The organism is Clostridium yunnanense (genome assembly GCF_016595795.1).
Classification (GTDB): domain Bacteria; phylum Bacillota; class Clostridia; order Clostridiales; family Clostridiaceae; genus Clostridium_AR; species Clostridium_AR yunnanense.
In genome coordinates, this window is record NZ_JAENHN010000053.1 from 70,038 (window position 1) to 91,344 (window position 21,307).

The 21,307-nt window shown below is 30.7% G+C and carries 18 protein-coding genes; 1 reads left to right on the forward strand and 17 read right to left on the reverse strand.

The window, feature by feature from the left end; translation table 11 throughout:
- Positions 1–57: 57 nt before the first annotated feature.
- From grpE to gpr, 7 genes are all read right to left on the reverse strand, one after another.
- Complete coding sequence (gene grpE / locus JHL18_RS19905; RefSeq protein ID WP_200272488.1) at positions 58–681, reverse strand: nucleotide exchange factor GrpE; 624 nt, start codon at positions 679–681, stop codon at positions 58–60.
- Between the two features lie 106 nt (positions 682–787).
- Complete coding sequence (hrcA, locus tag JHL18_RS19910) at positions 788–1,813, reverse strand: heat-inducible transcriptional repressor HrcA (protein ID WP_200272490.1); 1,026 nt, start codon at positions 1,811–1,813, stop codon at positions 788–790.
- Between the two features lie 494 nt (positions 1,814–2,307).
- Entirely contained in the window at positions 2,308–3,435 is a 1,128-nt protein-coding gene (hemW, locus tag JHL18_RS19915) for a radical SAM family heme chaperone HemW (protein WP_200272492.1), read from the reverse strand.
- 267 nt (positions 3,436–3,702) lie between these two features.
- Entirely contained in the window at positions 3,703–5,508 is a 1,806-nt protein-coding gene (lepA, locus tag JHL18_RS19920) for a translation elongation factor 4 (protein ID WP_274600982.1), read from the reverse strand.
- A 121-nt stretch (positions 5,509–5,629) separates the two neighbouring features.
- Complete coding sequence (locus JHL18_RS19925) at positions 5,630–6,019, reverse strand: hypothetical protein (RefSeq protein WP_200272495.1); 390 nt, start codon at positions 6,017–6,019, stop codon at positions 5,630–5,632.
- A 79-nt stretch (positions 6,020–6,098) separates the two neighbouring features.
- Complete coding sequence (locus JHL18_RS19930) at positions 6,099–7,184, reverse strand: stage II sporulation protein P (RefSeq protein WP_200272497.1); 1,086 nt, start codon at positions 7,182–7,184, stop codon at positions 6,099–6,101.
- Between the two features lie 202 nt (positions 7,185–7,386).
- Positions 7,387–8,361: a GPR endopeptidase gene (gene gpr / locus JHL18_RS19935; protein ID WP_200272499.1), complete on the reverse strand. Its 975-nt coding sequence runs from the start codon at positions 8,359–8,361 to the stop codon at positions 7,387–7,389.
- 402 nt (positions 8,362–8,763) lie between these two features.
- Between gpr and rpsT the strand changes: the two genes are divergently transcribed.
- The gene (gene rpsT / locus JHL18_RS19940; RefSeq protein ID WP_128212528.1) at positions 8,764–9,027 is read left to right on the forward strand and encodes a 30S ribosomal protein S20; all 264 of its coding nucleotides are present in this window, start codon (positions 8,764–8,766) and stop codon (positions 9,025–9,027) included.
- A gap of 215 nt (positions 9,028–9,242) precedes the next feature.
- Here the strand turns inward: rpsT and holA are convergent, their stop codons facing one another.
- The 10 genes from holA to JHL18_RS19990 all read right to left on the reverse strand — a co-directional run bounded on the left by holA (position 9,243) and on the right by JHL18_RS19990 (position 21,219).
- Positions 9,243–10,271 carry a DNA polymerase III subunit delta gene (gene holA, locus JHL18_RS19945; protein ID WP_200272501.1) on the reverse strand — a complete coding sequence of 343 codons (1,029 nt, stop codon included), beginning with the start codon at positions 10,269–10,271 and terminating at the stop codon, positions 9,243–9,245.
- Entirely contained in the window at positions 10,264–12,024 is a 1,761-nt protein-coding gene (locus tag JHL18_RS19950; RefSeq protein ID WP_200272503.1) for a ComEC/Rec2 family competence protein, read from the reverse strand. The genes holA and JHL18_RS19950 overlap by 8 nt, the downstream gene beginning before the upstream one ends.
- Before the next feature lie 140 nt (positions 12,025–12,164).
- Positions 12,165–14,693 carry a P-type ATPase actuator domain-containing protein gene (locus JHL18_RS19955; RefSeq protein WP_200272505.1) on the reverse strand — a complete coding sequence of 843 codons (2,529 nt, stop codon included), beginning with the start codon at positions 14,691–14,693 and terminating at the stop codon, positions 12,165–12,167.
- A gap of 171 nt (positions 14,694–14,864) precedes the next feature.
- Positions 14,865–15,224, reverse strand: a complete 360-nt coding sequence (gene spoVAE, locus JHL18_RS19960) for a stage V sporulation protein AE (RefSeq protein ID WP_200272507.1) — start codon at positions 15,222–15,224, stop codon at positions 14,865–14,867.
- The gene (gene spoVAD / locus JHL18_RS19965; protein WP_200272509.1) at positions 15,221–16,279 is read right to left on the reverse strand and encodes a stage V sporulation protein AD; all 1,059 of its coding nucleotides are present in this window, start codon (positions 16,277–16,279) and stop codon (positions 15,221–15,223) included. Before spoVAD ends, spoVAE begins: the two co-directional genes overlap by 4 nt.
- Positions 16,280–16,333: 54 nt before the next feature.
- On the reverse strand, positions 16,334–16,792 hold the full coding sequence (gene spoVAC, locus JHL18_RS19970; protein WP_200272511.1) for a stage V sporulation protein AC: 459 nt from the start codon (positions 16,790–16,792) through the stop codon (positions 16,334–16,336).
- A 263-nt stretch (positions 16,793–17,055) separates the two neighbouring features.
- Complete coding sequence (gene sigF / locus JHL18_RS19975; protein WP_200272513.1) at positions 17,056–17,814, reverse strand: RNA polymerase sporulation sigma factor SigF; 759 nt, start codon at positions 17,812–17,814, stop codon at positions 17,056–17,058.
- Between the two features lie 10 nt (positions 17,815–17,824).
- On the reverse strand, positions 17,825–18,241 hold the full coding sequence (spoIIAB, locus tag JHL18_RS19980) for an anti-sigma F factor (RefSeq protein ID WP_200272735.1): 417 nt from the start codon (positions 18,239–18,241) through the stop codon (positions 17,825–17,827).
- Between the two features lie 30 nt (positions 18,242–18,271).
- Positions 18,272–18,607: an anti-sigma F factor antagonist gene (gene spoIIAA / locus JHL18_RS19985; RefSeq protein ID WP_200272515.1), complete on the reverse strand. Its 336-nt coding sequence runs from the start codon at positions 18,605–18,607 to the stop codon at positions 18,272–18,274.
- 317 nt (positions 18,608–18,924) lie between these two features.
- Positions 18,925–21,219, reverse strand: a complete 2,295-nt coding sequence (locus tag JHL18_RS19990; protein ID WP_200272517.1) for an AAA family ATPase — start codon at positions 21,217–21,219, stop codon at positions 18,925–18,927.
- Between the last annotated feature and the right edge of the window lie 88 nt (positions 21,220–21,307).

Sequence of the window (21,307 nt, forward strand, 5' to 3'; positions counted from 1 at the left end):
TATTTCCTCCTCATTAATCACGAATTTAATTAATTTATTCAAATAAAAGTATGTTTACTAGTTTGCTACTTTAACCATAGTGAACCTAAGAACTTTGCCGCCTTTTTTATAGCCTTTTTGAAAGACCTCTGCTATGGTGTTGTTACCTAAATTTTCATCTTCTACATGCATTACTGCTTGATGTAAATTCGGATCAAACTCACCGTTAGCTTCTATTTCCTCTACTCCAATTTTTTCAAAGGCATTTTTGAACTGTCTTATAGTCATATCTACTCCTTTTTTAAGGTCATCAACACTTCCATCAACAGTTACAGCTCTTTCAAGATTATCTAATACCGGGAACATTTCCTTAAGTACGTCCTCGCAAGCATCAGTATAAATACCTTCTTTTTCTTTAGAAGTTCTTTTTCTAAAGTTGTCATACTCTGCATTTAATCTTAAAATTCTTTCTTTCAATGCCTCTAATTCATTATTTAATTTCGAGTTTTCATTCTTAAGCTTAGTTATTTCATCTTTAAAAGACGTAACATTGTCATTGCCACTTTCAAATTCAATATCTTCTAAAACTTCACCTTCTAGAACTTCTTCTAGAGTATCTTTTTCTTCTAAATTTTCATTTTCAACTTCTGAAGTATTTACATCATTTTTTTCATTGATATTTTCGTTATTCACTTCTTTCATATCTTGTTACTACACCTCATCTCTTTTTTATGAAATAGGGATTTTTCAATATATAAAACCCCTTGCTATTCTTTACTTTATACTATAAAAATATAATTATTTATATTTATTTCAAGCGTTGATTCTTAAGCGATTCATTAAGTTCCTTCATTACTTCAGCCATAATGGATAACACCTTAGGATAGTTGATTCTTGTAGGCCCAATCAAAGCAATGGTCCCAGTATTTTTACCCCCTAAGGTGTAAATAGCCGAAATCACACTGCAATCTTTTGCCTCAGGAAGATAATTCTCATCACCTATTCTTATAGAAATATTATCATCACTTACTATCAATTTAGAAACATTGTCCTTATCATAAAGAAGAGATAGTATCTCTTTGGCTTTTTCTATATCATTGTACTCAGGGTAGTTAAATATGTTAGTTGTACCTTCCATAAACACTTCACTTTCAGATGTATTTAAGGTTTCATACAATGCTGGTATCAATGCATTAAATATTTCATCAAAGCCTAACAAATCTTTCTTTAACTTGTTTATAGTGACTAAATTTATTTGTTCTATTGTTAAATCTTTAAGTCTTATATTTAATATATCGTTTATCTTCGATAATGTTTCTAATGTTGGTATGTTAGTTACCTTAATAAGACTGTTTTTTATAGCTCCACTATCAGTAACAATAACACAAAGAAGGTTAAATTGATCTACAATCATAAGTTGTATAGACTTTATGACACTTTTCTTAACAGAAGGTGCATTTACTACGCAAGTAAGTTTTGTTAGTTGAGATAAAAGAGTACTTGCCTGCTTTATCATTCTATCTACTTCAAAAAGAGCAGAATCAATAAGATACTTTTTAATTAGAAGTTCCTCTTCCAAACTAACACCTTGAAATTCCATTAATTTATCTACATATAATCTGTATCCTTTGCTTGATGGAACTCTGCCAGCAGATGCATGAGGTTGCTCAAGATATCCTAACTCTTCTAAGTCAGACATTTCATTTCTGATTGTAGCCGAACTTATTCCTAAATCGTATTTTTTAGCGATAGTTCTTGACCCTACTGGCTCTCCAGTCATTATATAGTCATTTATTATTGCCTGAAGAATTTTAATTTTTCTTTCATCTATCACTAATATCACCTCTTTTGTTAGCACTCACTTAACTTGAGTGCTAATGACTACGATTTAAATATATTATTTATATAATTTTTTGTCAATTTCATTTAAGTTAATAAATCTATAGATTAAATTAATTTAAGCTATTATTTGCAAATTTTCTCTTACATTCTCATAATTCCTCTTGATTTCTCTTAATTACTTATTTTATACAAATCAACGATATTTTTTATATTATATCTGCTTATTTTCTGATCTATACTTTTTATAAAATAGAGACCTTATTGCCTAAATATAAAAACTTACATACTCTTAACTAACCTAGCTTCCCCAGCTTCTCTACACAAAATTCAAAAGAATGCATGAATTTATATAGCATATAAATTCATACATTCTTTTGAATTTCGCCTATGTTTAAGAGTATTGTTGAAATTAAGTAGTTATAAAGCATTGAATGCATAACCACTTAATTTCAACACAGTACTTTAACAGCATGTATATTTTTTTATTTAAGTTAACATAAAATCACTCATAACATAATTTGATAGTTCTATTCCGTTTTCACTTAGGAATATCCTACCCTTCTCTCTTATTAAAAGCCCTTCACTTACATGTTTACCTATAACATCTTTAAAAATATCATCTATGGAAACCTTAAATCTTTTTTTAAACTTATCCTCTGATATTCCTTCTAATTTCCTTAGTCCCATAAACATAAATTCTTCTATATTATCTTCAGGTGAATTTTTTATTACTTCTTCATATTCTTCTATATTATTTTCAATTGCTTCCATGTATTTGCTCATATTTGATAAATTTTTATATCTTACCCCACCAATATATGAAGATGCCCCTGTACCACAGGCTATATAGTCTCCTAAATTCCAATATACTAAGTTGTGCTTACACTCTTTTTCTTCCTTAGCATAATTAGAAATCTCATACCTATTGTACCCACTATCTTTTAATAACGAATGAGTTAAATCATTCATTTCTCTTTCTTGATCTTCTGTTGGTAGATTAAGCTTATTCTGTTCATACCATCTATAAAAAATTGTATCTTCCTCAACTATAAGGCTATAAGCTGATATATGCTCAGGATTTAATTTTATTATCTTACTTAGACTTTCCTTCCATTGTTCAACCTTTTGGCCAGGAAGCCCATACATAAGATCCACATTTATGTTATCAAAACCCTTGCTTCTAGCTAAGTAATAGTTTTCTTCAAATTCCTTATAGTTGTGTATTCTGCCAATTACAGTTAATAGATTATCTTGACACGCCTGCAAACCAATCGAAAGTCTATTAACTTTATTTTTTTTCATTACTTCTAAGATTTCATCATTCAAGGTTCCCGGATTACATTCAACAGTGTATTCGATGTCTTTTGAAAAATTTAAGCTTCCTATACACTTTAAAAGTTCTTCAAATAGAGGTAAATATAAATAGGTGGGAGTCCCCCCACCTATAAAAACACTTGTAATTTCATATTTTTGAGTTTTTCTATTTATTTCTTCTATAAGAGCCTTTGTATATCTCTCCATAGCTTCTTCCATACCTTGAAATGAATGAAAATCACAGTAAAAACACTTTTGTTTACAGAATGGTATGTGTACATAAAGTGCTATTTTTTCCATACTGTTACCTCCAATCAAATCTATCTTTTGATGCGCCACTTCATAATAAAACTTATATTTTCAAAATCTCCTCTCAGAACCCAGCGGAGTTTTTAAAATAGATTTTTGATTGAATTGGTGCATCTTTATAAGGTTCCAACTTCAACTATTAAGTTATGGAACCCTTTATAGAATTCCTAACTCAACTATTAATCTATACATGCCCTAAAATCCCCAGAAGCCGGGATTTTCGAACAAGTATAAATCAAGTTTCTATATAGGAAATTCTTAATCAACTTTTAAAACTGACATAAATGCTTCTTGTGGAACTTCAACAGAACCTACCTGTCTCATTCTCTTCTTTCCTTCTTTTTGCTTTTCTAAAAGTTTCTTCTTTCTGGATATATCTCCACCATAACATTTTGCAAGTACGTCTTTTCTCATTGCCTTTACTGTTTCTCTTGCAATAATTTTAGATCCTACTGCTGCTTGTATCGGAATTTCAAATAGCTGTCTTGGAATTATTTCCTTTAACTTTTCAGCTATTCCTCTCCCCTTATGATATGCTCTTTCTTTCGGAACTATCATTGACAATGCGTCAACAGTATCTCCGTTTAGAAGAATATCTAACTTAACAAGCTCTGACGTTTCATAGCCTTTTAGTTCATAATCAAGCGATGCATAACCTTTAGTTCTTGACTTTAGCGCATCAAAGAAATCATAAACTATTTCGTTAAGAGGAATCTCATAGTTAATAACAACTCTTGTTGTCTCGATATATTCCATATCAATATATTTTCCTCTTCTCTCTTGGCAAAGGTCCATTATTGGTCCAACATATTCTGTTGGGCTTATTATGGAAGCCTTAACTATAGGCTCTTCCATATAGTCAATTTCAGTAGGTTCTGGAAGATTTGTTGGATTTGTGAGTTCTATTAATTCACCATCTGTCTTTATAACCTTATATATAACGGACGGTGCTGTAGTTATAATATCTAGATTGAATTCTCTTTCAATTCTTTCCTGTATTATTTCCATATGTAATAATCCTAAAAATCCACATCTAAATCCAAACCCTAAAGCAACTGAAGTTTCTGGTTCGAAAGAAAGTGCCGCATCATTTATTTGAAGCTTTTCCAAAGCTTCCTTAAGCTCCTCATACTTAGCTCCATCTACAGGATATATACCTGAGAAAACCATAGGAACTGCAGGTTTGTATCCTTCAAGTGCCGTACTAGTAGGACGATCTGCTTCAGTTATGGTATCACCTACTCTAGCATCTCTAACATTTTTAATTGAACCAGTAACATATCCAACATCACCAGCCCTAAGTTCTGAAATTGGCATAAATCCTGGAGTAAATACACCAACCTCTGTAACTTCATAAACTTTGTTTGTAGCCATTAGTTTTATCTTAGTTCCAACCTTAACAGTTCCTTCTTTAACCCTTACATAAGAAACTACACCCTTATAACTATCATAAAATGAGTCAAATATAAGAGCTTGCAGCGGAGCATCTTCATCTCCACTTGGTGCTGGAACCTTTTCAATTACTGAATTTAATACATCAATTATATTAAGTCCAGTCTTTGCTGATATAAGAGGTGCGTCATGAGATTCAATTCCTATAACATCTTCTATCTCTTGCTTTATCTCTTCCGGTCTCGCACTAGGAAGGTCAATCTTATTTATTACTGGAACAATCTCTAGATTATTATCTAAAGCCAAATAACAATTTGCTAATGTCTGTGCTTGTATTCCTTGTGTTGCATCTACTACTAGAACAGCACCCTCACAAGCAGCCAAGCTTCTAGATACCTCGTAATTAAAATCTACGTGCCCAGGAGTATCTATCAAGTTTAATATAAACTCTTCTCCATCTTCTCTTCTATAAACAAGTCTTGCAGCCTGAGATTTTATTGTAATTCCTCTTTCTCTTTCAAGCTCCATATTATCTAAAACTTGCTCTTCCATTTCTCTTCTTGTTAAAGTTCCTGTTGTTTCAAGAAGTCTATCTGCTAGAGTAGACTTACCATGATCGATATGTGCAACTATTGAAAAGTTTCTTATGTGTTTTTGTCTATCACTTTGCATATTCATAAACCCATCCTCAAGGAATATCCTTGGAACAGTTTTCACCCCCATGTAGATTAAATCTTGTTAAATTATATCATAGTATCCAGCTTGATTGTCAATAACTATAAAATTATGTTATTTAACCACTAATTTTATTACTAACTTTTTCATAAAAATACTCTACACCATCACTAATCTTATTAAAAACCCAATTTCCTTTTTCTTTTATTATGCCAAGAGATCTCAGTTTTGATCCTATGGCATCTATATTGTAGTATTTACCATAAAACTCCAGCTTGTAACTTCCATGTTCATCATGAATCTTAACCTCACAGTCATCTTCCAAAAGCCCTAAGAAATCCTGTCCAAATTCATCTTTTAACTCTTTATAATCATCCTGTGATACGGAACTTACACCATCTGTACCTTTACTTAAAGAAGCTGTATTTATAATATTTATATTTATAATTCCCCACAGTATGAAGGAAATAACCATCATAACAATAATAATATTTGCTATCTTTCTCAAAAAAACACCCCCAAGATATGATTTATATCTATAAGGATGTTCATTTTTTGGAAATATTATTCACTTATACCAATTTACATCACTTTTTGCCATTTAAATATTCTGCAATAACTCTAGCAACATACTTTGCAGAGCCTTGAGATTCTTGGCTTAAATTAATGTCTGAACCAATTTCTATTAAGATTGAGTGATTGCTAAGGTTTTGGTTAAAGGAATTCATACCTCTCTTATATGACAGTATTCCTTTCGAAAATCCTGGAAAAAGCTTTCTAGCTGTTTCGTTCAAACTTTCTGTTATTGCATTATTCTGCTGATAATAAGGAGTATTTTGTGCTGTTACAAACATCATCTTTGATACATTTTCGCCATTTAAGTTTATGGTACTTGCACTCTTACTCTCTGCAGAATCTCTATGAAGATCTATAATCAATTTAAAATTATTACCATATTTATTCAAATATTTTTTTACTGTTTCAGCGGATCTTAAATAGCTATCATTATATACCATGCTATGCATTGTCTTATCATGGATAACTGATATTCCATAATTCTCAAGTTCCTTTTCTAGCTGTGTTCCAACACCTACAACACTATATTGTTCCTCAGTAGAGTCAGCTCCAGCAGGCTTATATGCCTCAGTTGTATGAGTATGATATATTAAAATCTCCGGCTTAGATTCATTTAATTGTTTCTTCAAACTTGGATTAAATGCTGCCGATACTTTTACTGGAGTTTGATTATTCGGTTGTTGCCCTTGTTGTTGCTGAAGCTCCTCTGGATTAATCTTAGCAACAGCTGCATTTGAAAGATTGAAAGGATTAATTGTAGCGAAATTTTCCTCATATTCTTTTTCATCACTGCCTATATTTAAGAATGGTATCTCAGCAGATAATAATTTAGATGGACTTACTATATCAGAGCTAATTTTGTCATAAATACTATCTCTCAACGACATATTTTTAAAGCTACTATTATCAGCTTGTACACTTGTGCCAAAATACGGTATAGATGTTTCAATAGCCTTTATATATAGATACGAATTTTTAAGTAATGATGTTCTTACATTGGTAAATAACATCGTAACAGCAATTACTAGGCAAACACCCATAAGCAACATAGTTTTTAATGAGTTATGCTCTTTTACTCTCCTCCTATTATAATACACTATATCCCCTCCTCATATTAAATATTTATATGAGACAAGTCTATAGATTATGTTAACCTAAATTACAATTTAAATATGATTTTAGTTATAGCTGTACCACTTAATTTTACGCTTTTTTAAGAATATTATTGAAATTAAATGGTTATACAGGAGACCCTAACCATTTAATTTCAGATAGTTTCTTTAAAAAATATCTAATTTATTAACTCATAAATTTATTTATATCATCCATATCTAGATTAGATTGTAATGCCATATTTAAACCATTAGATATTATCTTTGAAACAGAATCTATAACTACATCTACTTCTTTCGGAGTAACCATTAGATCTCCAACATACGGATTTAATAAAGATTTTATTAAATGACTCTTTTCATTTTTGTCAATGTTTCTAAGCATGTTATAAAACTCTCCACCTTCAGTAGATTGACTTACCATCTCATCTAAAACCAAATCCATAGCATCATTTACTATTGTAGCAGCATCAACTACAGTAGGAACTCCTATTGCGATAACCGGAATACCTAAGTTTTCCTCATTAATCTCCATTCTCTTATTACCAATTCCCGCTCCTGGAGAAATTCCAGTATTCGCAATTTGTATAGTTCTGTTAACTCTTCTTATACTCCTTGATGCTAGAGCATCTATACATATAACCATATCTGGTTTTATTTTATCTGCTACTGCTTTAATTATTTCTCCAGTTTCTATACCTGTAATACCTAGGACTCCTGGAGCTAAAGCACATACAGGCCTTACTGATTCGTCAATTGAATCTGGCATTACAGCTTTTAAATGCCTTGTAATCATTAGTTTTTCAACAACCTTTGGACCTAGAGCATCTGGGGTTACATTCCAATTTCCAAGACCGACAACTAATGCAGTCTTAGATGTATTTACACCTATTAATTTTTGCATGGTGTTATTTAGGACTTCAGATACATCATCCATTATTTCTCCATCATAATGGGTGAATTCAGGTATGTCTATAGTAATATAAGTTCCGATTGGTTTTCCAATCTTAGTCGCACCATCTTCATTCAATATCTTAACAGTTGTTACTTTTATATTATCTATTTCTTCTTCTTCAGAAATAATCCCGTCAGCTTCTCTCTTATTTATTTGCTTATATAGCTCTCGTGCTTCTACAGCTAAATCAGTTCTTACGTTTATCATATAGTCACCTCTATACAAAATATTTTGTACATATTTTATCCCATAAAAGTGATAATTATTAATTTTATATATTTTAAAGTTGAGTCAGTATTACTTTACATTAAAATCAACATAACTTAACCGTTAAAAATAGTATAAATGTGTGTTCAACAAATTAGTTTTAAAGTTTTTGTATAATTTTAATGTTTTTTGACAACTAATAATATGTAATAAATTACATACTCAATGATAGATTTTGTATAATATTAACTGGAATAAACTAGATTGGTTGGCTTAAAAAAATAAAATAGTACTTGAATTAGCCATTTATCAATGCTATAATATCACTTGTTGAATATGAACTCGTACGCAGATTTCCCCAAAACTGCAGAGACCCTATAAAATTGAAGGGGGTGAACATGAATGGCAAATATTAAATCAGCTAAAAAGAGAATTAAAGTTATTGAAACTAAGACTTTAAGAAATAAGATTATAAAATCAGCTCTTAAAACAGCTATAAAGAAGTTTGAAGTAGCTGCTGGCGCTAACAATGTTGAAGAAGCTAAGGTTACTTATAAGGACGCTGCAAGAGCTTTAGATATGGCTGCTGCTAAAGGAGTAATCCATAAGAATATGGCTGCTAGAAAGAAATCAAGATTAGCTGCTAAGTTAAACACTATAGCATAATAAGCTTGTAAACCGGTCTAAAGACCGGTTATTTATTTCTATCAATAACTATTTTTAAATGCAAGAATAAAAAGTTAATTTATGCATGTTCAAAAGTAAGAATATTAAGATTTTCGAGCATCCATAAATTAATAGTTAGAAACTGGTTTAAGAACAAAAAAGAAGTTAGTATATACTAACTTCTTTTTTATTTTAGGCTAAATTAAAAATCATAATTAAACCATCAAGGTGCTCATTATCATAATTTCCATCTCAGTTTTTTTATCAAACCCAGTACTTTTCAATTTCTTCTCTGTCTCTATGCAAAGTTTCATGCAATTATAAAGTTGCTTGTAAGAAAACTTTCTGCTTTGCCCCATAAGTTTCTCACAAATAAAAGCTGGTCTTCTTATCTCTTTTGCTAAATCATCTTTACTTTTACCTTTATCTATTCCAAGTTTTATTTTGTAAAGCATAGTAAACTGAGTTTGTATAAGAGATAATATTAGCATTAAATTTTCGCCTTTATTTATAAGTTCATTCATTATATCAATGGACTTCTCTGACTTCTTTTGACTTATAAAATCAACCAAATCAAAAACATCATCTTCACTTTTATGAGGAAGCATCTTTATTATATCTTCACGGGTAATATCTCTTCCTTCAGCATAGCTTATTAATTTGTCAATTTCTCTCTCAATTATATTAAAATTATTTTCAACTGCTTCGCAAAAATACCTTAATTCTACTTTACCGATTGTCTTGCCTTTTTCCTCAAAGATTGAGTTAACTTTTTTATATAGTTTCTCACCCTTCAATTTATCGACTTTTACAACAGTAGCATTTTTTTCGAGAGTCGTTAGCTTCTTATTCCTATTAGGATTTTCCCTTTTATCATTTTGTAGATAATAAAGAGCTAATACGCAGTGTGGCGGTGGATTTTTTAAATATTCCACTAGTTGACTGTAAACTTTAGTTCCTGCAGCATCAGTCTTATCTCTTAAAAAATTAGCTCTGTATACCACAACTACCTTTTTCTCGCTAAAGAAAGGAAGAGTCTCACAGGCATTCATCATTTCATCAAAAGTTGTTTTCATTCCATCTAATTTTATGTAATTTAAATCTTTAAATTGACCATCTACAGTTTTATCAATTATTTTATCTATATTTTCATTTATTATCATTTCATCTAATCCAACAAAAATATAACAACCTTCTAATTTTCCTTTTTTTATAGAGTTATCTAATCCATCTAAATCAATCACCGTTATCACCTTCAGAGTCTAATATATTATCATTTAAAGCTCTCGCATCTTTTGGGTCCAATACAAAGCTTTTATTTTCATCAATTTTTATTATATCATAGGATTGATTACAAACATAAGGTTGATTATTAATAGTTAAAATATAACTATTTTTGTTACTTACTATTACTATCTCCCTTTCTTCATCTTTAGGGATTATTGTTATACCATTATACGAATACATTTTTTTATTCTTCCATTGTATACTTTCATTAGGATAGTAGTTTTTATTCAAGATGTTATAATTATAACCTGACAAAGCCTTAGTGATTAAGACCCTCCTAAAACCTTGTTCCATAAGTATTCCCTTTGTTTTTCCATCAGTTATAATGGTCACCTTGGTTTCAAATTTGTACATTGATAAAATAACAACAAAAACAATCATCCATAAGAAATATTTTGCTTTTTTGTAACCATTTTGGTACATGTAAAAACATATAAGCATCAATATATATCCGTATACAATACTAGGATTTATTGTTGTTATATTTAAAGAAATTTTATCAACAACCGTTATCCCCCCTTGTAGGGCTATTATAAATATCTTAATTATATAAGCTGTAACCTTAAGAAGCGTTCCACTCCACATTAACATAAAGGCTATATTTCCCAAGATTACTATGGGTGTAAATAAAGGTAATAGGAAAAGATTTCCCCATATAAAATTAGGAGAAAAATTATTTAAAGTTAAAGTAGCTACTGGAAATGAGAAAACTTGTGCTGCTATTGAAATGCAGAAGGTATCACTTAATATCTGAGGTAATTTATAGAATTTTATTTTCAACTTATTATAAAACAATAATATACCTAAGGTGGATAAGTATGATAGATTAAAACCTATGTCATATATGAAATGCGGTTTATAAACTAACAACAATATAGCCGAAAAACTTAATGCAGATATTGAATCATACTTCCTATATACCTTATTTGACAGTTTAAGAATAAATATCATCAAAAACGCTCTCCAAGTTGATGACTTTCCTCCACTAAACAAAGTGTATATAAAGCTAAAAACTAAAGCAAATTTGAAGCCTAGCAGTTTTTCCATAATAGAATATACTACTGCAATATGGAAGCCTGAAACAGATACTACATGTATAATTCCATATTTATTCATGATCACATTTTGGTCATTTTTAATGTATTTTGTGTATCCAAATGCGGCAGAACATACTAATGCCGCTCCCTCTTCCCCTATGTACTTTTTCAATATATTATAAAAGTCATCTTGCTTAGAATTAATACTTCCACTAAACCCATACTCTAAAAAATTATATTTTTCAACCTTTATGGTGCCAACTATACCTTTTTCAATATCTGGCTCACACCTAAAACTCCCATAGATTAAATATTTACTTCCATCTTTAAGCTCAGTGTTAATCCCATCAATTTTAAAGCTTTGCCTACCCATCTCTACAATTTTACTTTTAGGATTAACAGCAACTACTTTGAATACTTCTTTATGTCCAGCTTGTAAAGAATAGTATATTAAGCAATTTATATAAGAAGCTATAAAAAATATGCATATAACAACCATGAACTTTTTTCCGTGTATAATAAAATGTGATAAAAAAAATGATGCAGCAACTAACACTGCACCATAGATATTTTTTTGAATAAGATTGAAAGTTATAATACCTGCTATACAAGAAATCAATATATTAACTGCAGGTCTGCTTATCTCTTCGTTATTTATAAATTTAGTTACCATTTCAAATAAAAGTATCGTATATACTAGCTTAACTATTAGAATTCTATTTATTTTAAGTATCTATACTTAAAAATAATACAATATCCTTAAACTATATATAATACTTGTTCCTTTCAAATAAGTAATTTATAACATAAGTGCTATATAGTATATTCTTTCCACTTATTCGAAAAAATTTCAGCAATAACACATAAACCTATAAATATAATTGACACTACTATGTCTTTTACATCCGCTTTATATAATATCAACAATACTGCTGCAGTTATGCCTATATATACGCTAACACTTGAAATCAAAAGTCTTTTCACTCTTTCAGACATTTTCAGTTTTATATCAAAAATAACCACTGCCTTTATTAATACAAGTAGATAGAAACAAATTGTTAACATAAGTCCATAGTCTATGCCAGCTACCAGCTTACATATAACTCCAATTAAGAATGTTTCCACTAAAGCTGTACTGGCTAAATAAGTTAAACTAGGCTCTTTTTTTATATATTTATCATTAAATAAAAGACCAACAGCTAAAAGTGGAATTGTTATTAGATTTTCTGCAGCTATCAAATAAATATCCTTTGTAAAGTTAAGATTTAATATTTTAGGTACTAGTATTGATAAAGTTTGAAGCGCTATTAAGTATTTTAGCAAGCTACTACCAAGGTATGTATTTCTTCTCAATACAATAAGTTTATTTTTTAACTCCAAAAATTTATGTAAACAATCTTCTTTTATATACACATCTGATAACTTCTTTACCAAACTAGAGCATTTATCACCATAAGATATTCCAAGTTGAGCTGCACTTAATGATGGAAGGTCCGTTAAATTGTCTCCAACCACCGCCACGGTATATCCATCATTTATAAACATATTTATTATCCTATTTTTCATTTCATAGGATATTCTTGAAAATACTTTTACCTTAGAAAGTACACTTATCATCTCTTCATCACTAAGAGAATCTAATTCAACACCGGATATAACTTCGTCAATACTATTAATTAAAGATATATCGCTTGCAGTCTTTGCTGCCGCTATTTTATTATCTTCTGTTATAAGCATAGGAGCGATATTATTCCTCTTTAAAGTTTTTATTATTTCATCACTTTCCTCAACCACTGGATTAAGAAACGCCATTATTCCTACAAAAACTAAGTTACTTTCAATATTTTCATCTGGAGTTGGCTGATATCCAAAGCTGCGATAAGCAAATCCCATTGTTATAAGACCTTCATTAGAAAAATTGTAATCACAATTCTTTATATTTTCTATATCTTCTTCCGTTATTTCCTTTTCTACGCCTTCTTTCATTATATGAGTGCACCTACTCAAAACTTCATCTAAAGCGCCTCTTAAATTAGCTCTATAATTTTTTTCTACTTTATTTAGAGTGGTTACCATTCTTCTTTCTAAATCAAATGGAATTTCAAAAATTCTTCTTTGCTTAGTCATAAGCATGCCTTTATAAATTCCCCTGCTAGCTCCAATTCGTAGAAGAGCAACCTCTGTTATATCCCCTTTACCAGTATCATCATTAACATTATATATGGCGTTATTACTTAACAATCCTATATTTATCATTCTTTGAAGGTTTATATCATTTTTATCCCCTTCATCTTCGTTATAAACTTTTTCATCAGTGTACATTTTCTTTACTATCATCTTATTAATAGATATCGCTCCTATTTTTTCTAGAAATATTATATCTATCTTCTTTTGATCACTTAAAACCGAAAGATTTATTACTTCAATTCCGTCTTGTTTTAGATGTTTTTTATATAAATATATGAAAAGTATCACTATAACTACATATCCTATGGTTTGAACAGAATACACCTCAGAAATTAATAAGTTTATATCAGGATCCTTTCCAGAAACTGCATTAATAATCAAAGCTGCAATTCCAGCTATTATTGTGGCATAAATTGTAATTGAGTTAAGCTTTTGTTCCAATTCTATGCCTAAGGTATTTTTTCTTACACCAGAGCTGTTTAGTAAAGCCATATTTTTCCCTAGTTGAGTGGTAGCTCCTGTAGCAACAACTATACCTAATCCATCGCCATGAACAACTGTACTTCCTTTGAATACTATGTTCTTCATGTCAGATAGAGAGTTAACAACTCCTTCAATCATAGTCTCATATTTTTCACTTATAAAATCTTCTCCAGTAATATTTTTCTCGTTAACTTTTAATTCTTCACTCTCAATTACTCTTATATCTGCTGGTACTAATTGATTCTTTTTAAGAACTACAATATCCCCAACCACTAATTCTTCAGATTTTATGTCTCCTCTTATACCATTTCTTAGAACACGAGTAGATGTATAATCTAATCCATTTAATATATTTAGTTCTTTCCTACTTTTTATAACTTCATAATATCTTACAGCCATTGTTGTTATGGCTAATAAAATTATCACACCTGCTTGTAGAAAGAAATGAAAAAAGATAAAAATTGCTGATGTAGCCAGCATTATAAAAAACCACGGTCTAAGCAGCAATTTTAGAAGTATAGTTCTTGAAGTTTGCTCTACTGATATAGGCATTATATTTGTTCCATTTAATTCTCTTCTCTTATTTACTTCATCACTACTTAATCCTTTATTTAAATCACTTTCTAATTTATCAATCACCTTACTCCAAGGTATGTTATACCATCTCTCCACAATTTTTGCTCCTGTCACATTTATTTGCTAGTTAATTTTCGTTTAATAGACTATCACACTTTATTACCTATATGTAATAATAGTAAATAAACTATTCAAAATCAGCTTATATAAGCATTATAACAGAGATAGTATTTCTAGTGAACAAACTTATTTTCAGTAAATTCATCATTAAGATTTTGTTTTGGGATTAAATATTAACCCCATTATATAACCAAAGAATATTGCTGCAGTTATTCCTCCAGCTGTTCCTTTTATCCCTCCGGTAAAAGCACCTAATATACCTTTTTCTTTTACTTCTTTAATAGCAGCTTTGGATAGTGAATTTCCAAAGCCAGGTAAAGGTACAGTAGCACCCGCTCCTCCTATATCTATAAGTTTGTCATATACATTAAATGCTCCAAGTATAGCTCCAATAGTAACAAATGCCACCAATATTCTTGCTGGTGTAAGTTTTGTCTTATCCATTAGTATCTGAGCTACTACACACATGGTTCCTCCTATTACAAATGCATATATATATTCACTCATTGCTGTATATCCTCCTGATTACTGTCAGATGGTAGACTATCATACTCAATAGCTACCGCATGAGCTATTCCTGGAATTGATTCTCCCTGAAGTGAGGTTGTTGTACTCATAAGAGCACCAGTTGAAACCAATAGTAATTTTTTTATTTCTCCTTTTAACATCTTTTTATAAAAGTATCCACAGGTCACTACTGCTGAGCACCCACACCCACTAGCTCCAGAGTTAGTCTTTTGTCTCTCGTTATCATATATAACGGAACCACAGTCTACATAAACATCTCTTATATCATAACCATATTCTAGTAGCAACTTACTTGTTATTTCTTTGCCAACAAGGCCTAAATCTCCAGTAGCTATTATGTCATAGTCTTCAGGAGTTCTACCAGTGTCTTGGAAATGTCTGTAAATTGTATCGACTGCTGCCGGTGCCATAGCAGCACCCATATTGGAAGCATCCTTTATTCCGTAATCCTTAACTAATCCAGTAGTAACATATGTCACTGCAGGTTTGTTTCCACTGTGTGATAGTAACATAGCACCAGCACCTGTAACAGTCCATTGTGCTAACTCTGATCTCTGCGAACCATATTCAAGAGGAAATCTAAATTGTCGTTCTGCCGCACTAAAATGCGAAGATGTCGATGCAATTACGTTTTCTGCATATCCTCCATCCATAATTAGCGATGCAAGTCCAATAGACTCAGCCATTGTTGAACAGGCTCCATACAACCCTACAAAGGGGATATTTATATCTCTTGCCGCAAAACTTGATGAAGCTAATTGATTAAGTAGATCTCCTGCAAAAAGATAATCGATGTCTTCTTCTTTTAAACCTGCTTTTTCTATAGTTTCTTTTATAGCTGTGTACATCATCGATGTCTCAGCCTTTTCAAAAGTTTCCATGCCATTGGTATCATCACTCAGTACTATATCAAAATAATCCTTTAATGGTCCATCGCCTTCCTTAGGTCCAACAATACTTGTAGTACATATTATTTTGGGCGGATTATCAAGTTTTACTGTCTGCTTTCCTACCTTTTTATGTGCATTTTTCATAGTTATCCCTCACTTTTTATGACTTTAACCATTTGATTATACAAATTCAATTTTTCAATAAAACAAATCAATTATATAGTAGACTATCCCTACTATTACAGAGGTACCTATTCCATACACTAGTACTGGACCAGCTATAGTAAACATTTTTGCTGCAAGCCCGAAAATGAAGCCTTCCTTCTTAAATTCAATTGCCGGTGAAACTATAGAATTGGCGAATCCTGTTATAGGAACCACAGTCCCTGCTCCTGCAAATGCTGCTATTTTGTCATATATTCCTACACCCGTTAACAACGCTCCTATAAATACCATTATTATAGCTACCCAGGTAGCTGTATCGTCTTTAGCCACACCCCAGGATGTAAGTGTATTAGAAAAGAACTCACCAATATCACAAATAATACCACCTACAATAAAAGCATTTATGCAGTTTCTTAATAATTTTGGCTTAGGTTCAGATTCCTTTGACAGCTGATCAAACCTTTTCTTTATCTTCTCCTCTTTTGCTTCCATATGCTCCCTTCTTCCTTCGTAATTTTTTATATTATTTACTAATGCAATCTATAAAAAATAAATAGGCGTAGATATATTTACTTATCTTTTATTATAAAATTTCACTATATTTAAATTTGTAACTATATTTTGTGGAGTTATAGAATATTTATAAGCACCAAAATTTAGTTTCCTAAAAATGTAAAAATAAAAACCGCCAATTTTCCTTATAGTACTTTGAAAGCATTTAAACAAAAAAAAAACGGTGGTTATCCATCCGTTTTTTAAAATTCAGATAATTTTTTTCGCATTTGCTGAAGTACTTTCTTCTCAATCCTCGAAACTTGTACTTGGCTAATCCCAAGCATCTTTGCTACCTGTATTTGAGTCTTGTCTTTAAAATACCTAAGAAGTATTATCTGTCTTGATTTTGGCTCTAAACTCTTTAAGGCTTCCTTTAAAGCTAACCTGTCTACCATTTCTGCGTCTTCTTCACCATTTTCAGCTATCTTATCGATTAATAATACTGGTGATCCATCATCTTGATGTATTGTATCATACAGATATTGCATACTATTAGCTGATTCCAAAGCAAACACTATTTCTTCTTTGTCTACTCCTGAATACTCTGCTAATTCTTCAATAGTAGGCTCTCTGTCCAACTTTTTCGAAAGCTCTTCTCTACTAAAGTGAAGTTTTCTTGCTAAGGTTTTTGTATTTCTAGATACTTTTATAAAACCATCATCTCTTAAAAATCTCTTTATCTCTCCCATAATCATCGGTACAGCATATGTTGAGAATTTCACATTGAAGGAATCATCAAAATTGTTGATAGCCTTTACAAGCCCTATAGATCCTATCTGAAATATGTCTTCATAATCATAGCCTCTATTAAGAAACTTTCTGCTAATAGATGAAACTAAAGGCATATTAATCTCAATAAGTCTATTCATTGCTTCTGTACTGCCTTTTTTTGCCTGCCTTATAAGTTCTGCATTGTCATCATAATTGAACTCTTCTCTTTTAAAATTATTATATTCCATAGATTATCACCTAACCTACAGAGTTGAATTTCTTTTTCATTACTATCTTAGTTCCTTTTACTCCATTGCTAAATACCTCTAAAGAGTCCATAAAAGTCTCCATAACAGTAAATCCCATACCTGATCTTTCTAAATCAGGTCTAGAAGTATACAGTGGCTGCATTGCTACATTTAAGTCTTTAATTCCAGTTCCAGTATCTTCAATTATGATGGTAGCTTCACTCCCCTCCAATATGGTTTCTATACTGACTATTCCATCTTCCTTTTCTTCATAGCCATGAATTATTGAGTTGGTTACAGCTTCTGATACAGCAGTTTTGACATCACTTAATTCTTCTATTGTTGGGTCAAGTTGAGATATAAAGGCAGCTACAGCAACTCTTGCAAAACCCTCATTTTGAGATTTACTTAAAAATTCTATCTTCATTTTATTTCCTTCCACGTTAATTCCCCCTTGTTAAATGCATTTAATAGCATCGTCTATGCTTTCGTAAGAATTAATAATTTTGAACATACCCGATAATTCAAATACTCTCTTTACATTCTTATTTGCTGCCACTACACTTACTTTACCATTTCTCATTAAAAGTCTTTTATATCTTCCTATAACCATCCCTATTCCTGAACTATCCATAAAAGTTACCCTAGAAAAATCAAAGACAAGACTTTTCACTCCATCTCTATCAATTCTATCATCAACTTTCACTCTTATTTCCTCTGCACTATGATGGTCTAATTCACCTGTTAGTGCCACTATCAAATTATCTTCAACTTTTTTAAAATTTAAATCCATAAAAATTACTCTAAAATAGAGTAATTCACCTCCTTAGCTATTTTGCCAATTTAGTTTCCTTCTTTTTCCATAATTCTATCATAAAAATTTGTACTAAGTCAAACATATTTATCATATATTTCTATTTTATGGTATTTTTTAATATAAACATCATTATTACCACCACTAGTAAGGACTATAAAAATAATTATTATCTTTCTGCGTATAAGGCAAGTTTTTTTCGATTTTACTTTATGAGTGATTTGAGTTCATGCTTTATTCGTCTACAGTAAAAAAGAGAGGCAATTCACCTCTCTTCCTCACTGTAACATATACCATTATTTTACTTTATTATACAATTCTATTTCACTTTTTATTGAACTCAAGATATCTTCTAAGGTACAATTCTCATCAGCCATAAGAATTTGAATAGCATCATTTATATCATTTATAGCATAAAGGTGGAATTCACCGTTTTCTATAGATTTTTCCACTTCACTATTCAGTATAATATCATTTACATTAGATGCTGGTATGATTACACCTTTGCCATAAACCGTATCAATATTTTTACAGACCTTATAAAATCCTTCTATCTTTTCATTAACTCCACCTATAGGCTGTACTTCTCCAAATTGGTTTAAGGAGCCTGTTACAGCTATATTTTGTTTTATAGGTATCTTACTAACCGCTGAGATCATACACACTAACTCAGCTATAGATGCACTGTCTCCCTCAAGCATTCCATAAGTCTGTTCAAAGCTCACATGAAAATCAACAGGAATTCTAGAATAAGGATCTATAAGATTATTTAATAGACCTCTTAAAATATCAATGGATTTTGCGTGTATATTACCGCTTAGATTACTTTCTCTATGCACATCTACAATTCTTCCTACACCCTTATAACATATGCAAGTTATTCTAGTAGGCTTACCAAAGCTGTAATAGCCTGTATCTAAAACTGATAGACCATTTATACTTCCAATTACCTTTGATTTTACATCAATTAGCATCTTTCTTTCTTTAAACATTTCAATTATTTCTTTTTCTACCAGTTGTTCATTATAAGCTACTTCAAGTATCTCTTTACGTCCTATTACTCTTTTATCAATTTTCTTTGCCATATTATTTGCTAATATAAGTATTCTTCCTATCTCTTCATCATCGATAAATATCTTATGCTTATCTTGAGCTTTTCTTGATAGAAATTTCCCTATTTCATTAACCGCTTCGCTACTTATATTCAACAAATTATTTTTTGTTTTAATTTCATCTATCATGCTAGATAAAGAGTTTTTCACTTCTTCATTTATGACTACATAAGGATTATATTCAGCTTTTATTTTGAAGAGGTTCTTAAAATCTTCATCATAAGTGTATAAAGTATCATAGGTCTCACTATCCCCTATTATTATAATCTTCAAATTTATATCAATTGGTATTGGCTTCATACCATTTAGGGCTAGGAACTCCAAATAGCCTCTATTATAATCATAGCTTACTTTATTACTCATAAGAGTTTTTCTCAAATAATAATAACTTCCAGCATTATTTATAAGTGAACTTGCCCTAACTATTAAACACCCTTCATTAGCATTTAATAATGAACCTGCTGTGATAAGTGATACATCTGTTGAATAAACTCCATTATGATTTTCATAATCAATGCTTCCAATCAAATTATTTACACTTGGATCCTCTTCGAATATAACTTTAGGATATCTTACATCCTTATTATCAACTAGAAGATTGATATTATTTCTATTTACTATTTCCTCTATCTTCTCCATATCTTCTTCATAGTTCATAGAGTAATTTCCGATAGTTTCCTCTTCTATTAGACTACAGACATTATTTAAATAATCTAAAGCTTCCTTCTCTTCTATAAACTCTTTAAATATATCTTCCTTTATATCTTTTGACTGTTCGTCCAAATAACTTTTAAATATCCTCTTTATCTTATCTATAGAGCTTAATTCAATATCTTTTAACTGCTCCAAGACATCTTCTGCTCCAGTTTTAAGCTTACTTGCCTTTGTTACAATTTGTTCCTTTGAATTTTGTTCTAACCCATCATACTCTTTTTCTGTCATGGCTTCTCCCTCTTTTAGAGGTATAAATGCAAATCCATTGGTAGTGGCTTTTACATCAAATCCTTCATTCTTAGCCATTTGAACAAGCTCTTCAATATAATCTGTTCTCTTTCTCTGTATTTCCTCTATTATTGCTTCTTTTTCTTTATTTGATGATGAGTTATAAAAATTAAATATTTTCTCTAGATAAAAGTCTTTGATTGCATCTAATCTCTCTTTGAATTTCTTTCCTTTACCATTGGCAATAAACAATGGAGCAGGATATCTAGGATCTTCTAGCGTTACATAACAAATATCCTTTGGACATGACCTACTGCTAAAGCTATCTTCAATAAAATTAATTATATTTTCAAGTTTTTCTTTTGAAAATAGATCTATAAGATAAACATTAAATCCCTCTTTCTCTATTTGTAAAGCTGCTTCAATATTCTTATAGACCTCAGTATATTCTGGTATAAACTTCTTATCCTCTGTTCTAGATAATCGATTAAAATCTACATTATAAACGACCTCTTGTGGAGTTAACTCTCTCTTCATAACGTCCCACTCAAAAATTGCAAAAGTTAATCTTTCCCCAATTTATTAGAGCAGTTCCCTCCTCTATAAAGTAATTTACTATATTAAT